14 protein-coding genes are annotated in these 16,322 nt (G+C 75.6%); 8 read left to right on the top strand and 6 right to left on the bottom strand.

Going from position 1 to position 16,322, the window contains the following annotated elements:
* Position 1: 1 nt before the first annotated feature.
* Together AB5J87_RS19775 and AB5J87_RS19770 are read left to right on the top strand one after the other, a co-directional pair.
* Entirely contained in the window at positions 2-640 is a 639-nt protein-coding gene (locus tag AB5J87_RS19775; protein ID WP_369378170.1) for a futalosine hydrolase, read from the top strand.
* Positions 633-1,484 carry a 1,4-dihydroxy-6-naphthoate synthase gene (locus tag AB5J87_RS19770; RefSeq protein WP_369378169.1) on the top strand — a complete coding sequence of 284 codons (852 nt, stop codon included), beginning with the start codon at positions 633-635 and terminating at the stop codon, positions 1,482-1,484. Before AB5J87_RS19775 ends, AB5J87_RS19770 begins: the two co-directional genes overlap by 8 nt.
* An 11-nt stretch (positions 1,485-1,495) precedes the next feature.
* Here the strand turns inward: AB5J87_RS19770 and AB5J87_RS19765 are convergent, their stop codons facing one another.
* Entirely contained in the window at positions 1,496-1,879 is a 384-nt protein-coding gene (locus tag AB5J87_RS19765; protein WP_067162767.1) for a cold-shock protein, read from the bottom strand.
* A gap of 175 nt (positions 1,880-2,054) precedes the next feature.
* Here AB5J87_RS19765 and AB5J87_RS19760 point away from each other — a divergent pair, with 175 nt between their 5' ends.
* Positions 2,055-2,306: a hypothetical protein gene (locus AB5J87_RS19760; protein ID WP_369378168.1), complete on the top strand. Its 252-nt coding sequence runs from the start codon at positions 2,055-2,057 to the stop codon at positions 2,304-2,306.
* A 19-nt stretch (positions 2,307-2,325) separates the two neighbouring features.
* Here AB5J87_RS19760 and AB5J87_RS19755 read toward each other — a convergent pair whose 3' ends face one another.
* Together AB5J87_RS19755 and AB5J87_RS19750 are read right to left on the bottom strand one after the other, a co-directional pair.
* Positions 2,326-2,964, bottom strand: coding sequence for an HAD family hydrolase (locus AB5J87_RS19755; protein ID WP_369378166.1), 639 nt, complete (start codon positions 2,962-2,964; stop codon positions 2,326-2,328).
* 553 nt (positions 2,965-3,517) lie between these two features.
* A complete protein-coding gene (locus AB5J87_RS19750) occupies positions 3,518-4,549 on the bottom strand; it encodes a hypothetical protein (protein ID WP_369378165.1) in 1,032 nt (343 codons plus the stop codon).
* 81 nt (positions 4,550-4,630) lie between these two features.
* Here AB5J87_RS19750 and AB5J87_RS19745 point away from each other — a divergent pair, with 81 nt between their 5' ends.
* Positions 4,631-7,207: a helicase-associated domain-containing protein gene (locus AB5J87_RS19745; protein ID WP_369378164.1), complete on the top strand. Its 2,577-nt coding sequence runs from the start codon at positions 4,631-4,633 to the stop codon at positions 7,205-7,207.
* 84 nt (positions 7,208-7,291) lie between these two features.
* On the top strand, positions 7,292-8,941 hold the full coding sequence (locus AB5J87_RS19740) for a DNA repair helicase XPB (protein ID WP_369378162.1): 1,650 nt from the start codon (positions 7,292-7,294) through the stop codon (positions 8,939-8,941).
* Here AB5J87_RS19740 and AB5J87_RS19735 read toward each other — a convergent pair.
* Together AB5J87_RS19735 and AB5J87_RS19730 are read right to left on the bottom strand one after the other, a co-directional pair.
* Positions 8,887-10,095 (bottom strand): glycosyltransferase 87 family protein, encoded by a 1,209-nt coding sequence (locus tag AB5J87_RS19735; protein WP_369378160.1) that lies wholly within the window; start codon positions 10,093-10,095, stop codon positions 8,887-8,889. The genes AB5J87_RS19740 and AB5J87_RS19735 overlap by 55 nt on opposite strands.
* Before the next feature lie 332 nt (positions 10,096-10,427).
* On the bottom strand, positions 10,428-10,619 hold the full coding sequence (locus AB5J87_RS19730; RefSeq protein WP_369378158.1) for a hypothetical protein: 192 nt from the start codon (positions 10,617-10,619) through the stop codon (positions 10,428-10,430).
* A gap of 351 nt (positions 10,620-10,970) precedes the next feature.
* Between AB5J87_RS19730 and AB5J87_RS19725 the strand changes: the two genes are divergently transcribed.
* From AB5J87_RS19725 to AB5J87_RS19715, 3 genes are all read left to right on the top strand, one after another.
* Entirely contained in the window at positions 10,971-13,031 is a 2,061-nt protein-coding gene (locus AB5J87_RS19725) for an ATP-binding domain-containing protein (protein WP_369378157.1), read from the top strand.
* Positions 13,032-13,195: 164 nt separating this feature from the next.
* On the top strand, positions 13,196-13,891 hold the full coding sequence (locus tag AB5J87_RS19720) for a hypothetical protein (protein WP_369378155.1): 696 nt from the start codon (positions 13,196-13,198) through the stop codon (positions 13,889-13,891).
* Between the two features lie 127 nt (positions 13,892-14,018).
* The gene (locus tag AB5J87_RS19715; RefSeq protein ID WP_369378154.1) at positions 14,019-15,263 is read left to right on the top strand and encodes a DUF2993 domain-containing protein; all 1,245 of its coding nucleotides are present in this window, start codon (positions 14,019-14,021) and stop codon (positions 15,261-15,263) included.
* 302 nt (positions 15,264-15,565) lie between these two features.
* Here AB5J87_RS19715 and AB5J87_RS19710 read toward each other — a convergent pair whose 3' ends face one another.
* Positions 15,566-16,255 carry a copper homeostasis protein CutC gene (locus tag AB5J87_RS19710; RefSeq protein WP_369378152.1) on the bottom strand — a complete coding sequence of 230 codons (690 nt, stop codon included), beginning with the start codon at positions 16,253-16,255 and terminating at the stop codon, positions 15,566-15,568.
* Positions 16,256-16,322: the final 67 nt, after the last annotated feature.

Genomic DNA, 16,322 nt, shown 5'->3' with positions numbered 1-16,322 from the left:
CGTGCGCGTCCTGGTCGTGACCGCGGTCCCCGCCGAGCGGGACGCGGTCACGAGGGCGTGCCCGGACGGCTTCGACGTGGTCGCGGGCGGGGTCGGCCCCGCCGCGTCCGCCGCCGCCACCGCGACCGCGCTGGCCCGCGCCCCGTACGGCCTGGTGGTCTCGGCCGGGATCGGCGGCGGGTTCCGGCCCGCCGCGCCGGTGGGATCGCTGGTCGTGGCCTCCCGGATCGTCGCCGCCGACCTCGGCGCCGACACGCCCGACGGCTACCTCGACGTCGAGGAGCTCGGGTTCGGCCGGTCCGCCCATCTGCCGCCGCGGGCGCTCGCCGCCGCCCTCGCCGCGGCCACCGGCGCCCTGTGCGCGCCGGTCCTCACCGTCTCCACCGTCACCGGCACCGCCGCCCGCGCCGCCGAACTGGCCGCCCGCCACCCCGGCGCCGGGGCCGAGGCGATGGAGGGGTTCGGGGTCGCCGAGGCGGCGGCCCTGCACGGCACGCCCGTCGCCGAGATCCGCGCGGTCTCCAACGCGGTGGGCCCGCGCGACCGTTCCGCCTGGCGGATCGGGGACGCGCTCGCGGCACTCACCGACGCCTTCGGGAAGCTTCCGCCCGTACTGGAGAGTTGGAACGGTCATGACTGAGCCGCTGCGCATCGCCTACTCGCCCTGCCCCAACGACACGTTCGTCTTCGACGCCTGGGCGCACGGCCGGGTGCCGGGCGCGCCCGAGCTCGACGTCACCTTCGCCGACATCGACGTCACCAACGGCATCGCCGAGCGCGGCGAGGACGGCCTCGACGTCCTGAAGGTGTCGTACGCGGTGCTGCCCTGGGTGCTCGACGAGTACGCCCTGCTGCCCTGCGGCGGCGCGCTCGGCCGGGGCTGCGGCCCGCTGGTGCTCACCCGGGAGGCGGGCGTCGACCTGACCGGGAAGACGGTCGCGGTGCCCAGCGAGCGCTCGACGGCGTACCTGCTCTTCCGGCTCTGGGCCGCGGACGTGGTGCCCGACGGGGTCGGCGAGGTCGTCGTGCTGCCGTTCCACGAGATCATGCCCGCCGTGCGGGACGGGCGGGTGGACGCCGGACTGGTCATCCACGAGGCCCGGTTCACGTACCAGGAGTACGGGCTGCACGCGCTCGCCGACATGGGCGAGCACTGGGAGGCCACCACCGGGCTGCCGATCCCGCTGGGCGCCATCGTCGCGCGCCGCTCGCTCGGCGGGCCGAAGCTGCGCGAACTCGCCGAAGTGATCAGGACGTCCGTCCGGATGGCCTGGGACGATCCCGAGGCGTCCCGGCCGTACGTACGCGAGCACGCCCAGGAGATGGATCCGGCGGTGGCCGACCAGCACATCGGGCTCTACGTCAACGAGTTCACCCACGACTTGGGCGAGGACGGCTACGCCGCGGTGCGCGGCCTGCTCACACGGGCCGCGGCCGAGGGGCTGGTGCCTCCGCTCGGCCGCGACGCGCTCGGCTTCGGGTGAGGCGGGGCGGCTCAGACGTCGAGCTGGTCCGCCACCGCCCGCAGCAGACCGGCGATCTTCTTGCCCGCCGCCTTGTCGGGGTAGCGGCCCCGCTCCAGCATCGGCGTGATGTTCTCCAGGAGCGTGGTCAGGTCCTGGACGATCGAGGCCAGTTCGTCCGGCTTGCGCCGCTGGGCCGCCGCGACCGAGGGCGCCGGGTCGAGGACCGTCACCGAGAGAGCCTGGTCACCACGCTGACCCGCCACCACTCCGAACTCGACGCGCTGGCCGGGCTTGAGCGTCTCCACCCCGGAGGGGAGCACGGACGAGTGCACGAAGACGTCGCCGCCGTCGTCGCGGGAGAGAAAGCCGAAGCCCTTCTCGCTGTTGAACCATTTGACCTTGCCGGTAGGCACGTCTGTCCTCGTCCTCGTACTCGTCGTCGGGTGCGCGGGGCTCGCCGTGAAAACGGCTCTGGATAGCACTGCAGCGGGTCTCCATGAGGACCCGCCGAGACCAAGGCTAATGGTCCAGAGGCTGCTGACAAGACGTCCCGGCCGGTCCTTACGGGCAGGGAACTACCCTGACCGAGTGAGTAACGAAACCCAAGCGAATTCGGCCAGGGACGAGTCGAACACCGGGGACCGGCTGGTTCGCGCCGGTGTCATCGTCTTCTTCTTCGGCGCGGTCGCCACCATGGTCACGGTGGCGCCGCTCTTCCTGCACACGTCCCGGTTCCCGCCCGCCGCGTACTGGGTCTGCATGCTGATGGGGGTGGGCTTCCTCATCGCCGCGGCCGGTGTGGTGACGTCGGTGTCGGCGCAGCGCCGCACCACGAGCTAGGGCCGGTCCGGCGGGGGCCTCAGCGGGGCCCGTCCACGTACCCCTTCCACCAGGCCGGGAACTCGGTGAGGTCCGCCAGGACCACGTCGGCGCCGGCCGCGCGCAGCTCGTCCGCGCCGACGGGGCCGGTCGCCACGGCCACCGACAGCGCGCCCGCGGCACGGGCGCCCAGCACGTCGCCGGTGTGGTCGCCGACGTACACGGCGGCGCCGTGCTCCTTCAGCGCCACCGCCTTCGCCTCGGCCCACAGCCCGCCGATCAGCTCGTCGGGCTCCAGGCCCAGGTGCGTCAGGTGCAGGCCCGCCTGCGGCCGGTTCTTGGCGGTCACCACGATCGCCCGGCCGCCCGCCGCGCGCACCGCCCCGATCGCCTCGGCGGCGCCGGGCAGGGCGGGGGAGGGGGCGATGGCGTGGGCCGGGTAGAGCTCGCGGTAGCGCCGCGCCATCTCCGGGACCAGCTCCTCGGGGAACCAGTGCCCCAGCTCCCACTCCAGCGGCGGCCCCAGCCGGCCGACGGCCGCGTCCGCGTCGATGTGCGCCCCCGTCTCGGCCGCGAGCCGCGTGTACACGGCGTGGATGCCGCGGCGGGAGTCGATGAGCGTCATGTCGAGGTCGAAGCCGACGGTGAGGGGGTGCGCGGGGAGGGACATGCGGTCCATTGTGCGGCGCGCCGCACGGGGGCAGCCGGGCAGGGCCCCCGGACCCCGGGGTCCTCGGGGCAGGTGTGCGGCACGCCGCCGGAGGCCGGACGGGGCCCCGGGCCCTTGGGTACGCGTACGCCCCGGCCGGGGCCGGACGGGACCCCGGGCCCCGGGTGCTCAGGGCCGGGGTGCGGCACGCCCGCCGCAGGCGGAGCAGAACCCCCGGAACTCCCCGGTGGCTCAGGGCCGCTGTTCAACACCCCCGCCAAAGGCCGGGCAGAGCCCCCGGGTGCTCAGGGCCGGTGCGCGGCACGCGGCCGGAGGCCGGGCGGGGGCCGCCGGGCAGGACCCCGGGCCCTTGGGTGCGCGTGCCCGCTGTGCGGCACGCCCCGGCCGGGGCCCCGGGTGCTCAGGGCCGGGGTGTGCCCCCGGGCAGGGGGCGGGAAGGATCGCCCGGCGCTCGGGGCCGCTGTGGGGCGCTCCCGGCGCGGGCACGGCCACCGGGCACGCAGGTCCGCGGGTCACCGTGCGCCCCGCCGGGCCGCGGCCGGAGGCGGCGTCTCCCCGTGACTCAGCGCGAGCGCTGTGAGCGCCAGACCACGAAGGCCGCCGAGGACAGCGCCGCGATCCGCACCAGCCACGGCCACAGGCCGTGCATCGCGTCCCCCGTCCCGCCGTCGGGGATCGGCTCGCCCCAGCGGCCGTCGTGGCGGCCCCACAGCCAGACGAGTCCGCCCGCGAGCGTCAGCCCGGGCAGTCCCATGACGGCCCACTTCGACTCGGCGGGAGTCAGCCGCCGCGAGACGTACGCGAGCAGCCAGCCCCCGCCCAGCGCGAACCAGTTGCCCAGGACCGCGCCCCCCACCAGCAGCGCGGCGGACAGGAGCAGCAGCGGGTTGGTGAGGGGGCGGGCGCGGGGGCGGGCGGGGCCGCCGGGGATCAGGGCGCGCCAGTTGGGGCGGGCGGGCGCGGCCTCGACCGCCTCCGCCCCGTCCTCCTCGGCGAACTCCTCCTCGGCCTCCTCGGCTCCCTCGGCCGCCCCCTCACCGGTCTCCTCCTTCACCGGCGGTCGCAGTATCTCGGGGATCTCCACCCCGCCCACGAACCCGGCGACCGTCTCCCCCGGCCCGCCCGCGAACGGTCCGGGCTCGACGCGCCACCAGTCGGGTTCGCCGTCCTGCGGGCCGAGTTCGTCCATGCCGGCCAGGTGCGGGGGCGAGGCGCCCGTGCGCGGGGCGGGCGGCTCCGGCTCGGCGGCGGCGGGCGCCGACGCGCGCGGGCGCGGAAACAGCTTCGGCAGCCCCCGGCCCCCGCCCCGCTGCCCCGGCACGCCCCGCCCGGCCGCCTCGACCTCGGGCGGCGCCTCGTACGCGCCGTCCCGGGCGACGGTCTCCACCACCTCGTCCGGCGTACCCAGCCGGCCCAGGATGCGGCGCACCGCGGCCGGGGAGTCCCCGGCGAACTTCGCCCGGCTGCGGTCGATCTCGTCCCGCAGCGACGTCACCAGCCGCATCCGCGTCCCCGAGGGCAGCTGCCGCTGCTGGGCCAGGTCGCCGACCCGGCTCAAGTAGTCGTAGACCAGCTGGTCGCTCTCGATCCCCACAACGTTCCCCTCCGTGCCCCGCCGGGGCCCGCCGCCGCCTCCCTGCCCTGACGGTAGCGCGCAGCGGCTACCGTGGGGCGGATGGGGACCGGCGAGCGCAACCAGGAGGCGCACGTGCCCGAAGGAACGACCGAGGCGAGCGGCGCCGGGTCCGGCGCGGGCACCGCCGCGCCCGGGGCCGGATCCGCCGCCCCCCGCACGCTCGCCGAGGCGCTGCGCGCCCGCTCCGACGCGTCCCTGGCCGCCCTGCTGCGCGCCCGCCCCGATCTGCTCACCCCCGTGCCCAACGACCTCACCCAGCTGGCGACCCGCGCCGGGACGAGGGCCTCGGTGGTGCGGGCGCTGGAGCGGCTGGACCTGTTCGCGCTGCAGACCGCGCAGGCCCTGGCGGTGGCGCCCGACCCGGCCCCGTACGAGGTGCTGCGCACCCTGCTGACCGGCGACGACGGGAACGCGGACGTGGCGTCCGCGCTGCCGGGCGCGGTCGCGGCGCTGCGCGAACAGGCGCTGGTGTGGGGGCCGGACGAACGGCTGCGGCTGGTGCGCACGGCCCGCGAGCTGCTGGCCCCGGCCCCCGGCCACCCCTCCCCCACCGGCCTCGGCCCCACCGTCGCCGAGGCCACGGCGGGCATGTCGCCGGGGCGGGTCCAGGAGATCCTGCGGGCGGCCGGGCTGCCCGCCACGCACGACCCGGTGTCCGCGGTCGCCGCGCTGACCGCCCTGTTCACCGACCGCGTCCGGATGTCCGCGCTCCTGGACACCGCGCCGCCGGAGGCGCTGGGGGTGCTGGACCGGCTGGTGTGGGGGCCGCCGTACGGGGAGGTGTCGGCGGATCCCGCGCCGCCCGTGCGCTGGCTGCGCGACCACGGGCTGCTGCTGCCGACGTCCGCGCGCACCCTGGTGCTGCCCCGCGAGGTCGCCCTGCATCTGCGCGCCGGGCGCGCGCACCGGGCGCCGGAGCCGCTGGCGCCCGCCGTCGCGCCGGCCCGCGAGTACCGCGCGCCGGTGGTGGACTCGGCCGCCGCGGGCCAGGCGCTCACCGCGCTCACCCTCGTCGAGGACCTGCTGACGGAGTGGAACGAGGGCGGCCCGCCCGTCCTGCGCGCGGGCGGGCTGAGCGTGCGCGACCTCAAGCGCACGGCGGCGGCCCTGGACACGACCGAGCAGACGGCCGCCTTCTGGCTCGAACTCGCCTACGCGGCCGGGCTGTTGGCGTCGGACGGCGAGGCGGACGAGCGGTACGCGCCGACGCCCGCGTACGACGAGTGGCTGGACCTGCCGCCCGCCGAGCGCTGGTCGCGCCTCGCCGCCGCCTGGCTCGCCGCGACCCGTACGCCGGGGCTGGTCGGCGGCCAGGACGCGCGCGCCCGCACCCTGTCGGCGCTCGGGCCGGACCTGGACCGCTCCCCGGCGCCGGAGGTCCGCCGGCGCGTGCTGACCCTGCTGGCGCACCTGCCGGAGGGCACCGCGCCCGACCCGGACACCCTGCTGGCCCGGCTGCGCTGGGAGCACCCGGCCCGCACCGGCCCCGAGGACCTGCGCCCGCGCCTGGCCGGGTGGACGCTGGCCGAGGCCGAGCTGCTCGGGGTGACCGGCCGGGGCGCGCTGTCGGGGCACGGGCGGGCGCTGCTGGGCGCGGTGCACACGGCGGGCGGCGCGCCCGGCGAGGCGGCCACCTCGGCCGCCTCGGCGAAGTCCACCACCTCGCTGCTGGCCCTGACGGCCGCCGCCGCGCTCGCCCCGCACCTGCCCGAGCCGGTCGACCACGTACTGCTCCAGGCCGATCTGACGGCGGTCGCCCCGGGGCCGCTGCGGCGCCCGCTGGCGGCGGCCCTGAACGTGCTCGCGGACATCGAGTCGAAGGGTGGCGCCACCGTCTACCGGTTCACGCCCGCCTCGGTGCGCCGGGCGCTGGACGCCGGGCAGTCGGCCTCCGACCTGCACGCCTTCCTGGCGGCGCACAGCCGTACGCCGGTGCCGCAGCCGCTCAGCTACCTCATCGACGACGTGGCCCGGCGCCACGGCCACCTGCGGGTGGGCGCCGCCTCCGCGTACGTGCGGTGCGACGACGACACGCTCCTGGACGAGATCGTCGGCGACCGTCGCTCGGCCGGGCTGCGGCTGCGCCGGCTCGCCCCGACGGTGCTGGCCGCGCAGGCCGACCCGGCCGCGCTCCTCGACGGCCTGCGGGCGATGGGGTACGCGCCGGCCGCCGAGTCCGCCGAGGGCGATGTGGTGATCACCCGCGCCGACACCCGCCGCACCCCGGCCCGCAGCGCGCCCGTGCCCGTGCCCGACGGGCCGCCGCTGCCCGACGAGACGCTGCTGGGCGCCGCGGTGCGGGCCGTCCGGGCGGGCGACGAGGCGGCCACGGTGGTCCGCAAGGAGACGCCCCGGCGGGCCGCCGCCGAGCCGGGCGGGCTGCCCCGGACGAGCTCCGCCGAGACGCTGGCGACGGTCCAGGCGGCCGTGCTGACCGGGTCGGCGCTGTGGATCGGCTATGTGAACGCGGACGGCGCGGCCAGCCAGCGCGTGATCGCCCCGGTCCGGGTGGAGGGCGGCTTCGTGACGGCGTACGACCACACGGCCGACGAGGTCCGCACCTATCCGCTGCACCGGATCACGGGCGTGGCCGAGCTCGCCGACGACCCGGCCTGACCCGGCGGCCACCCCCTCTGCTTGACCGGCTGGGGCACACTGGAGGTTTCGCCACCTGCCGCGTCCGGAATGAGGGTGTACCGCGTGAATGGGCCACTGATCGTCCAGTCGGACAAGACCCTGCTGCTAGAGGTCGACCACGAGCGGGCCGACGCCTGCCGCCGTGCCATCGCGCCGTTCGCCGAGCTGGAGCGGGCGCCGGAGCACATCCACACCTACCGGGTGACCCCGCTGGGGCTGTGGAACGCCCGGGCGGCCGGGCACGACGCGGAGCAGGTGGTGGACGCGCTGGTCGAGTTCTCGCGCTACCCCGTGCCGCACGCGCTGCTCGTGGACGTCGCCGAGACGATGGCCCGGTACGGGCGGCTGACCCTCAGCAAGCACCCGAGCCACGGTCTGGTGCTGACCAGCACCGACCGGCCGGTCCTGGAAGAGATCCTGCGGTCCAAGAAGATCACCCCGCTGGTGGGGGCGCGGATCGACGCGGACACGGTGGCCGTGCACCCCTCCGAGCGCGGGCAGATCAAGCAGACGCTGCTGAAGCTGGGCTGGCCCGCCGAGGACCTCGCCGGATACGTGGACGGCGAGGCGCACCCCATCGAGCTCGCCGAGGACGGCTGGAGCCTGCGGCCGTACCAGAAGCAGGCCGTCGAGGGGTTCTGGCACGGCGGCAGCGGGGTGGTCGTGCTGCCCTGCGGCGCGGGCAAGACGCTGGTGGGCGCCGGGGCGATGGCCGAGGCGAAGGCGACCACGCTGATCCTGGTCACCAACACCGTCTCGGCCCGGCAGTGGAAGCACGAGCTGGTGAAGCGCACCTCGCTGACCGAGGACGAGATCGGCGAGTACAGCGGGACCCGCAAGGAGATCCGGCCGGTCACCATCGCCACGTACCAAGTGCTGACGACCCGCCGCAAGGGCGTCTATCCGCACCTGGAGCTCTTCGACTCCCGGGACTGGGGTCTGATCGTCTACGACGAGGTGCACCTGCTGCCCGCGCCGGTCTTCAAGTTCACCGCCGACCTCCAGGCGCGGCGGCGGCTCGGCCTCACCGCGACCCTGGTGCGCGAGGACGGCCGCGAGTCGGACGTCTTCTCGCTGATCGGGCCGAAGCGGTTCGACGCGCCGTGGAAGGAGATCGAGGCGCAGGGGTACATCGCCCCCGCCGACTGCGTCGAGGTCCGGGTCAATCTGACCGACGCGGAGCGGCTGGCGTACGCGACGGCCGAGACCGAGGAGAAGTACCGGTTCTGCGCGACCACCGCGACCAAGCGGAAGGTCACCGAGGCGCTGGTGAAGAAGTTCGCGGGCCAGCAGATCCTCGTCATCGGCCAGTACATCGACCAGCTCGACGAGCTGGGCGAGCACCTGGACGCGCCGGTGATCAAGGGCGAGACCAGCAACGCCCAGCGCGAGAAGCTCTTCGAGGCGTTCCGCCAGGGCGAGATCAGCGTGCTGGTCGTCTCCAAGGTCGCCAACTTCTCCATCGACCTGCCGGAGGCGACCGTCGCCATCCAGGTGTCCGGCACGTTCGGCTCGCGCCAGGAGGAGGCGCAGCGGCTCGGGCGCGTCCTGCGGCCGAAGGCCGACGGGCACCAGGCGCACTTCTACTCCGTGGTGGCCCGCGACACCATCGACCAGGACTTCGCCGCGCACCGCCAGCGGTTCCTGGCCGAGCAGGGCTACGCGTACCGGATCGTCGACGCGGACGACCTGCTGGCGGGCGGGACGGGCTGAGCACCGGTCCCCGGCCCGGCGTCCGCGCCCCGGCGCCGGGCCCGCCAGGCCGTACCGCCGAGGACGGCGAGCCCGAGCAGCGGGTACGGCGACGCCAACGGCTGCTGCCACCAGGGGAGGTGGAGGTCCAGCTCCCCCTGGTGCGGCACCAGCCACAGCGTGCGCGCGGTGAAGACGGCCGCGACGGCCACGGCGGTACGGGGGCGGCCCTCGGCCAGCAGCAGCGCGAGCAGCGGCACGCACCACACCCAGTGGTGCGACCAGCTGATCGGGGAGACGAGCAGCGCGGTGACGGCGACGGCCAGCGCGCCCCGGCGCGGGTCGGGCGCCCGGCACGCCGTCCACAGGCCCGCCGCCAGGGTGGCGAGCGCCGCCACCGCCCAGGGCGCGCCGGGCGCGGGGGTGTGCAGCACCCGGGCGAACAGCCCCTGGAGCGACTGGTTGTCGACGATCCACGCCTTGCCGACCCGGCCGGTCTCGAAGAGGCGCCGGGTCCAGAAGTCGGCGCTGGCGGCGGGCAGGACGAGCGCGCCGAGCAGCACGGTCCCGGCGAAGGCCGCCGCGCCCGTCGCCGCCTCCCGGCGCCGCCCGGTGAGCAGCGCGTACAGCAGGAAGAGCGCGGGGGTGAGCTTGATGCCCGCCGCGACCCCCACGGCGAGGCCCCGGCGGCGGCCTGCGGGCTCGGCCGTGAGGTCCGCCAGGACCAGGCAGGTCAGGGCGAGGTTGATCTGGCCGAACAGCACCGTCTGGAAGACGGGTTCGAGCCAGAGGCCGGCGGCGACGGCGGCCAGCAGGGGCCCGGACCGGACCGGGAGCCCGGCGAACCGGCAGGAGAGCCGGACCAGCACGGCCAGCAGCAGCGCGTTCCCGACGACGAAGGCGGCCTTCAGCGCGGGCGGCGGGAGCCAGGCGGTCGGCACGAAGAGGACCGCGGCGAACGGCGGATAGGTGGCGGGCAGGTGCCAGCGGGTGACGGTGAACCCGTACAGATCGGTACCGCCCACGACGGCCGCGCCTTCGGCCCGGTAGACCAGGGCGTCCGCCATGGGAACGCGCGTGACGACGCAGAGCACGACGAGAGCGAGGAGGGAGACCCCGAGCAGGACGGCGCCGGTGGCGCGGGGTGAACGGTCGACCACGGTCCGGTACTTCACGGCCGCGACCCTAGGCGATCACCCGGCTGGAGAGGGACAGGCTCGGCGGGCCGGGGGCAGGCGTGGGCCCGCGGGCGACGGGCGGGGCCCGGAAGGCGGCCGGGGGCCCGCGGGGCTCGGCTCGGCGGCGGGCGGGGGCCACGCGGGCGCGGGCTCAGTGTCAGGCTCGGCGGGCCGGGGGCGGCCGGGGCCTGCGGGACGGGGCGGGATCGGCCGCAGACGCAGCGAGCCGAAGGGACAGCCGGGGGCTTGCGGAACGGGACGGGATCGGCGGGCGGCCGGGGGACTGCGCGGGGCTCAGCGGGCCGGGGGCGTGGGACTGCGGGGGCGGGTCAGCGGTGGCGGCGTACGCCTGCTTCTTCCGCGTACTCGCCGAGGACCACGACGCTCAGGGCCGCCCCGGCGAACGCCTTAGCGGCGCGCAGGGCGTTGCCGACGCGGTGCGGGGAGTGGGGGGCGCCGGTGGCGGTGGCGCCCCGGGGGCCGGGGACGGTGGACGCGGGGGTGAGGGTTGCGGGGCTCATGTATCCATGGTGCTCCCGGGGCCCCCGCGTTCCATCGCCCTGCGGTCGGAACCCCGGGCGCCCCCGTGTCCACCTTTGGTCCAACGCCATCCCCTACGGGTAGGACCCCGGGCCCCGGGGATTTCTCCGGGTCGGCCGGGGGAACGGCCCCGCCCGGGCGCCCCGCGCGCCGGAATATCCGTTCGACCGGCCGGGCGCCCCTGACTACAATCACCCTCTTCCCCGCACGCCTCCCTCCCGAGGAGCGCCGCCGCCCGGACGGAAACCGGCCGGCCGCCGAAGCCGCAAGGCGATCCGCAGCCCCGATCCGCCCCCGAGCTCTTGAGCAGGGGCCCCTTCCGGAGGAGAACTGTGTCCCCGCACGACCCCGAAGACCCCCTCGGCCGCGAGCGCGCCCACCTCACCGAGTCCCGCGCGGCACTGCGCGCGATGCGCGAGGACGTGGAGAACCTCGACATCAAGGACGTCACCGCGAACTGGGTCAACGCGGCCGTCCTGCAGCGCCAGATCGACGACCGCATCAAGGCCCTGGCGGACCTCGCGCACACCCCGCTCTTCTTCGGCCGGCTCGACTATCTGCACGCCCCGGGCGCGGAGTTGGCGGAGGGCGCGGGGGGCGAGCAGTTCTACATCGGGCGCCGCCACGTGCACGACGCCGGCGGCGACACGATGGTGATCGACTGGCGCGCGCCGGTGTCGCAGCCGTTCTACCGGGCGTCCAAGAAGGACCCGATGGACATCGGGCTGCGCCGCCGCTTCGGCTACACCGGCGGCGACCTCACCGCGTACGAGGACGAGCACCTCAGCGACCCGGCCGAGACGGCCGCCACCAGCAAGCTGCTCCAGGCGGAGATCGAGCGTCCGCGCGTCGGCCCGATGCGGGACATCGTGGCGACGATCCAGCCCGAGCAGGACGAGATCGTGCGCTCCGGGCTGGGCGGGTCGGTGTGCGTGCAGGGCGGCCCCGGCACCGGCAAGACCGCCGTCGGCCTGCACCGGGTGGCGTATCTGCTCTACGCGCACCGCGAGCGCCTGGCCCGCACGGGCACGCTGGTGATCGGGCCGAACGCGTCCTTCCTGCACTACATCGAGCAAGTGCTGCCCGCGCTGGGCGAGTTGGAGGTCAAGCAGGCGACCGTGGACGACCTGGTGGCGCACGTCGAGGTGAAGGGCGCCGACGAGGCGCCCGCCGCGATCGTCAAGGGCGACGCCCGGATGGCCGAGGTGCTGCGCCGCGCGGTCCGCTCGCACGTGACGCCGCCCACCGAGCCGCTGGTGGTGGTGCGCGGCTCGCGCCGCTGGCGGGTCCCGGCGTACGAACTGGCCGAGATCGTCCAGGAGTTGCGCGAGCGCGACATCCGCTACGGCGCCGCCCGGGACGCGCTGCCGCAGCGGATCGCGCACACCGTGCTCGTACGGATGGAGCAGGCGGGCGAGGCGCCCGACGACCGGGTGCAGGACGCGGTGGCCCGCAACAGCGCGGTGAAGGCGCTGGTCAAGGCGGTGTGGCCGCCGATCGACCCGGCGAAGCTGGTGCTGCGGCTGCTCTCGGACCCGGAGTTCCTGGCCGTCCACGCGGAGGGCGTCCTCAGCGCCGAGGAGCAGAAGGCGATCCTGTGGGCCAGACCCGCGCGGAGCGTGAAGGGCGCCAAGTGGTCGGCGGCGGACGCGGTCTTGATCGACGAGGCGAGCGACCTGGTGGCGCGCACCCACTCGCTGGGCCATGTGGTGGTCGACGAGGCGCAGGACCTCTCCCCCATGCAGTACCGGGCGGTCGGCCGCCGCTGCTCGACGGGTTCGGCCACGGTCCTGGGCGACCTGGCGCAGGGCACCACGCCCTGGGCGACGGCGAGTTGGGCCGAGGCGCTGCGGCACCTGGGCAAGGCGGACGCGGTGGTGGAGGAGCTGACGGCCGGTTTCCGCGTGCCGCGCGAGGTCATCGCGTACGCCTCGCGGCTGCTGCCGTCGATCTCGCCGGGGCTGGCGCCGGTGGAGTCGGTGCGTGAGACGCCGGGCTCGCTGGCGGTGCGCGCCTCGGACCCGGCCGCTCTGGACGCGGACGTGCTGGCGGCCTGCCGCGAGGCGCTGGGGCACGAGGGCTCGATCGGCCTGATCGCGGCGGACGCGCGGGTCCCGGCGCTGGCCGGGGCGCTGACGGCGGCGGGCCTGGCGTTCCTGGACCCGGGCGAGGAGACGACGGCCGAGTCCCGTCTCACGCTGGTGCCCGCGTCCCTGGCGAAGGGCCTGGAGTACGACTACGTGGTCCTGGACGAGCCCGCGGCGGTGGTCGACGGCGAGCCGGACGAGCGGACCGGGCTGCGCCGGCTGTACGTGGCGCTGACCCGGGCGGTCTCGGGTCTGACGGTGGTCCACGCGAGCCCGCTGCCGGAGCGGCTGGCGCCCGCCGCGTAGTGGTTTCGTATGGGTCGGGTCATGAATCGGCCACGGCCCCCGGCATTTCGGTCATCGCGCTGGCGGCCCCCCGTTGATCTGCATTAGGAACTCTGTTCGCAGAGATCGCAAAGGCGGTCCACAGCAACACGTCTGAGCAACACTTCAACGGGGGAGTGCGAACAGTGAGCAGTTCTGTCATGCGCCGGAGCGGCCGGGTCAAGCTGGCGTCGGTCGGTCTGGTGGTCGTCGGTTCGCTGGCGCTGAGCGCGTGCAACGGCGACGACGACGCGGGCAAGCCGGTCGGCGGGGCGACGCCCACGTCGTCCGCGCCGTCCGCCCAGCCGTCGTCGCAGCCGTCGTCCCAGCCCTCCGACAAGCCGTCGGCGCCCGCGGGCGGCGGCGGTACCGGTGGCGGCGGCGCCCAGGCCAAGGGCGGCCAGACGTTCAAGATCGGTGAGGCGGCGCAGTTCCCGTTCACGTACGGGACGACCACCAAGGGCGAGATCTCCCTCACCGTCGACGCGATCGAGAAGGGCAGCGCCGCCGACCTCGCGCCGCTCAAGCTGGGCGACAAGGTCAGCGGGAAGGTCCCGTACTACATCCGCTACACGGTGAAGAACGTCGGCACGACGGACCTGGCGTACGCCTCCGTCAGCCATATGAAGGGTCACCTCGGCGACGGCAGCGAGGCCCAGGACCTGATGGTCATCGGCAGCTTCGACAAGTGCCCGAGCGACTCCCTGCCCAAGGGCTTCACGAACGGCAAGACCCAGAAGGGCTGCGCGATCGCGCTCGCCCCCTCGGCGGCGACCAAGGTCGCGTCGGCGGAGTACTGGGGCGACCCGTTCACCATGGGCCAGGGCCTCTTCTGGAAGTGAGCAGGTAGGCGTACGGGAAGGGGCGGGCGGGCAACTGGCCGCCCCTTCCCGGGCGTTGTGCCGGGGTGAGGCCCATGTCACCGTTGCCACACGCGTACGACGGTTGCACATGTGATGGGATGAGGTGATGCGACCCCCCACACGCATGCCGTCCCGCCCGCGCAACCCCTACGACGAACTGGCCGCCCTGGCCGACCCCGAGCCCGGCACGGAGCCCGCGCCCCCGCCCCGGATCCTGCCGCTCGACCTCAGCCGGCTCCACGCCGAACCGGACGAGGAGCCGTGGTCGCCGCCCGACCACCGGCGCTCCCACGGCCGCCGCGCCAGGCGGAGCCGACGGCGGCGGCGCGGCCCGTTCGCCGCACTCCCCCGGCTGGCGAAGCTGCTGTGCGCGCTGGCCGTGTGCACCGGGTTCCTGGTCCTCGCGGACCGGTGCGCGGCCATGTACGCGGAGAAGAAGGCGCAGCGGGCGCTCCAGGACCAGCTCCACCTCGTGGCCGCCCCGCAGGTGGACATCCATGGATTCCCGTTCCTGACCCAGGTCCTGGACAAGCGTCTGACGCGGGTGGACGTCACCGTCCCGCACGTGGCCGCCGACCGGGTCTCGCTCACGAAGGTGCAGGCCAGTGCGCGGGACATCAAGCTGACGGGCGATCTGCCGGACGACATCGGCAGTGCGGTCGTCGGCAGCCTGGACGGGCGGATCACCCTGTCCTTCGACGACATGAACCGCGAACTCACCGCCTCCCAGCTGAAGTTCAGCAGGATCGGCGACGACACCGTGGGCGCGGACGGCAGCCTGGCCGTCGCCGGGCAGCGGCTGCGCGTACGGGCGCGGGCCCAGGTGCGGCTCGTCGGCGACAGCGGGCTCGCCACCGACGTCGACGGGATGAGCCTGGACGTGCCGGGCATCGCCACCTACCGGCCGGGCCGGAACCGGGGCCTGACCCTGCACCGGGAGTCCGCCGAGCTCCTCAGCCGGGACGCCGCCCGGGTGAAGTCGCTGCTGTCGGTGCCCGCGGTGGTGAAACGGCTCGGCGTGCCGCAGCAGGACGTGGACCTCGCGCTGCGGAACGAGACGAAGCTGCACGAGCTGACGGGCTCGCCCCGCTTCGTCGACCGGCTGATGGGGGTCAACCTCGTCGACGTGGTCGTCGACCACCCCTGGCTGCTGTCGCGGATCGGCATCGACCCGAAGCTGATCACCGGCCTGATCGCACTGCGCCCGCCGGAGCTCTCCGACCGCCTGTCCTTCTCGTTCACGCTCCCGAGGGAGGCGCGGGCACTGCGGGTGCGGGACGTACGGGTGGAGGAGAAGGGCGTGGTGGCGACGGTCTCCGGGGTGGAGGTGGGCGTGGGGAAGGGCCACTGAGACCCGGGCGACGGGTCCGGTGGCGCGGGCGGGAAACCCGGCGACCCGGGCGACGGGTCCGGTGACCCGGGCGGGAAACCCGGCGACCCGGGCGGGAGGCCCGGCGGCCCGGGCGACGGGTCCGGTGGCGCGGGCGGGAGGCCCGGCGACCCGGGCGACGGGTCCGGTGGCGCGGGCGGGAAACCCGGCGACCCGGGCGACGGCCCCCGTGACCCGGGCGGGAGGCCCGGCGACCCGGGCGGCAGGCCCGGCGGCCCGCCCCTCGCCCGGTGATCCCGTCGCGCGCCCCGCCGGTCCGCCCGTTACGCGTCCAGCGCCCCGCGCCACTCGGCGACCGCTTCCGCCGCCACCGGCGCGTCCCAGCCGTGGGGGCGCGAGGCGCCGCCGATGTGGACCGCGTCGACCCCGGCCGCCAGCAGCTCGGGCAGGTGGTCCAGGCGCAGCCCGCCGCCGACCAGGATGCGCGGCTCGTAGCCCGGCTCCCCCGCCCGGCCCGCCTCGGCGACCAGCGTGGTCAGGCCGTCGTCGACGCCCCGGGCCGACCCGGCCGTCAGATACGTGTCGAGCCCGGCCAGGCCGGAGAGCTCCTTGCGCAGGGCGTCGCGGTCGGCCGCCCGGTCGATGGCGCGGTGGAACGTCCACCGGCACCCGTCGAGCTCCGCCACCAGCGCCCGCACCGCCGTCATGTCGGGCGCCCCGGTCTCGTCGAGGAACCCGAGCACGAACTCGTCGGCGCCCTCGGCCCGCAGCGCCCGCGCGTCGCGGACGAGCGCGTCCACGTCACCGGCGGCGAAGCCGTCCGCCGCCCGCAGCATCACGCGCAGCGGGATGTCCACGGCGGCGCGGATCGCCGCGAACGCCTCGCGGGAGGGGGTCAGTCCGTCGGCCGCCATGTCGGTGACCAGCTCCAGCCGGTCCGCCCCGCCGGCCTGCGCCGCGCGCGCGTCCTCCGCGTCGAGAGCGATCACCTCAAGCAGTGCACGGTTGCTCATCTGACCCCAATTCCTCGGCTGCCTACACGTCGACAGGTCTAGTCCAATAACAAGCCTACGCGCCGAC

Source organism: Streptomyces sp. cg36, assembly GCF_041080675.1.
Lineage (GTDB): Bacteria > Actinomycetota > Actinomycetes > Streptomycetales > Streptomycetaceae > Streptomyces.
Note: the sequence above shows the minus strand (reverse complement) of the source record. Positions and strands in the feature narration are given on the sequence as shown.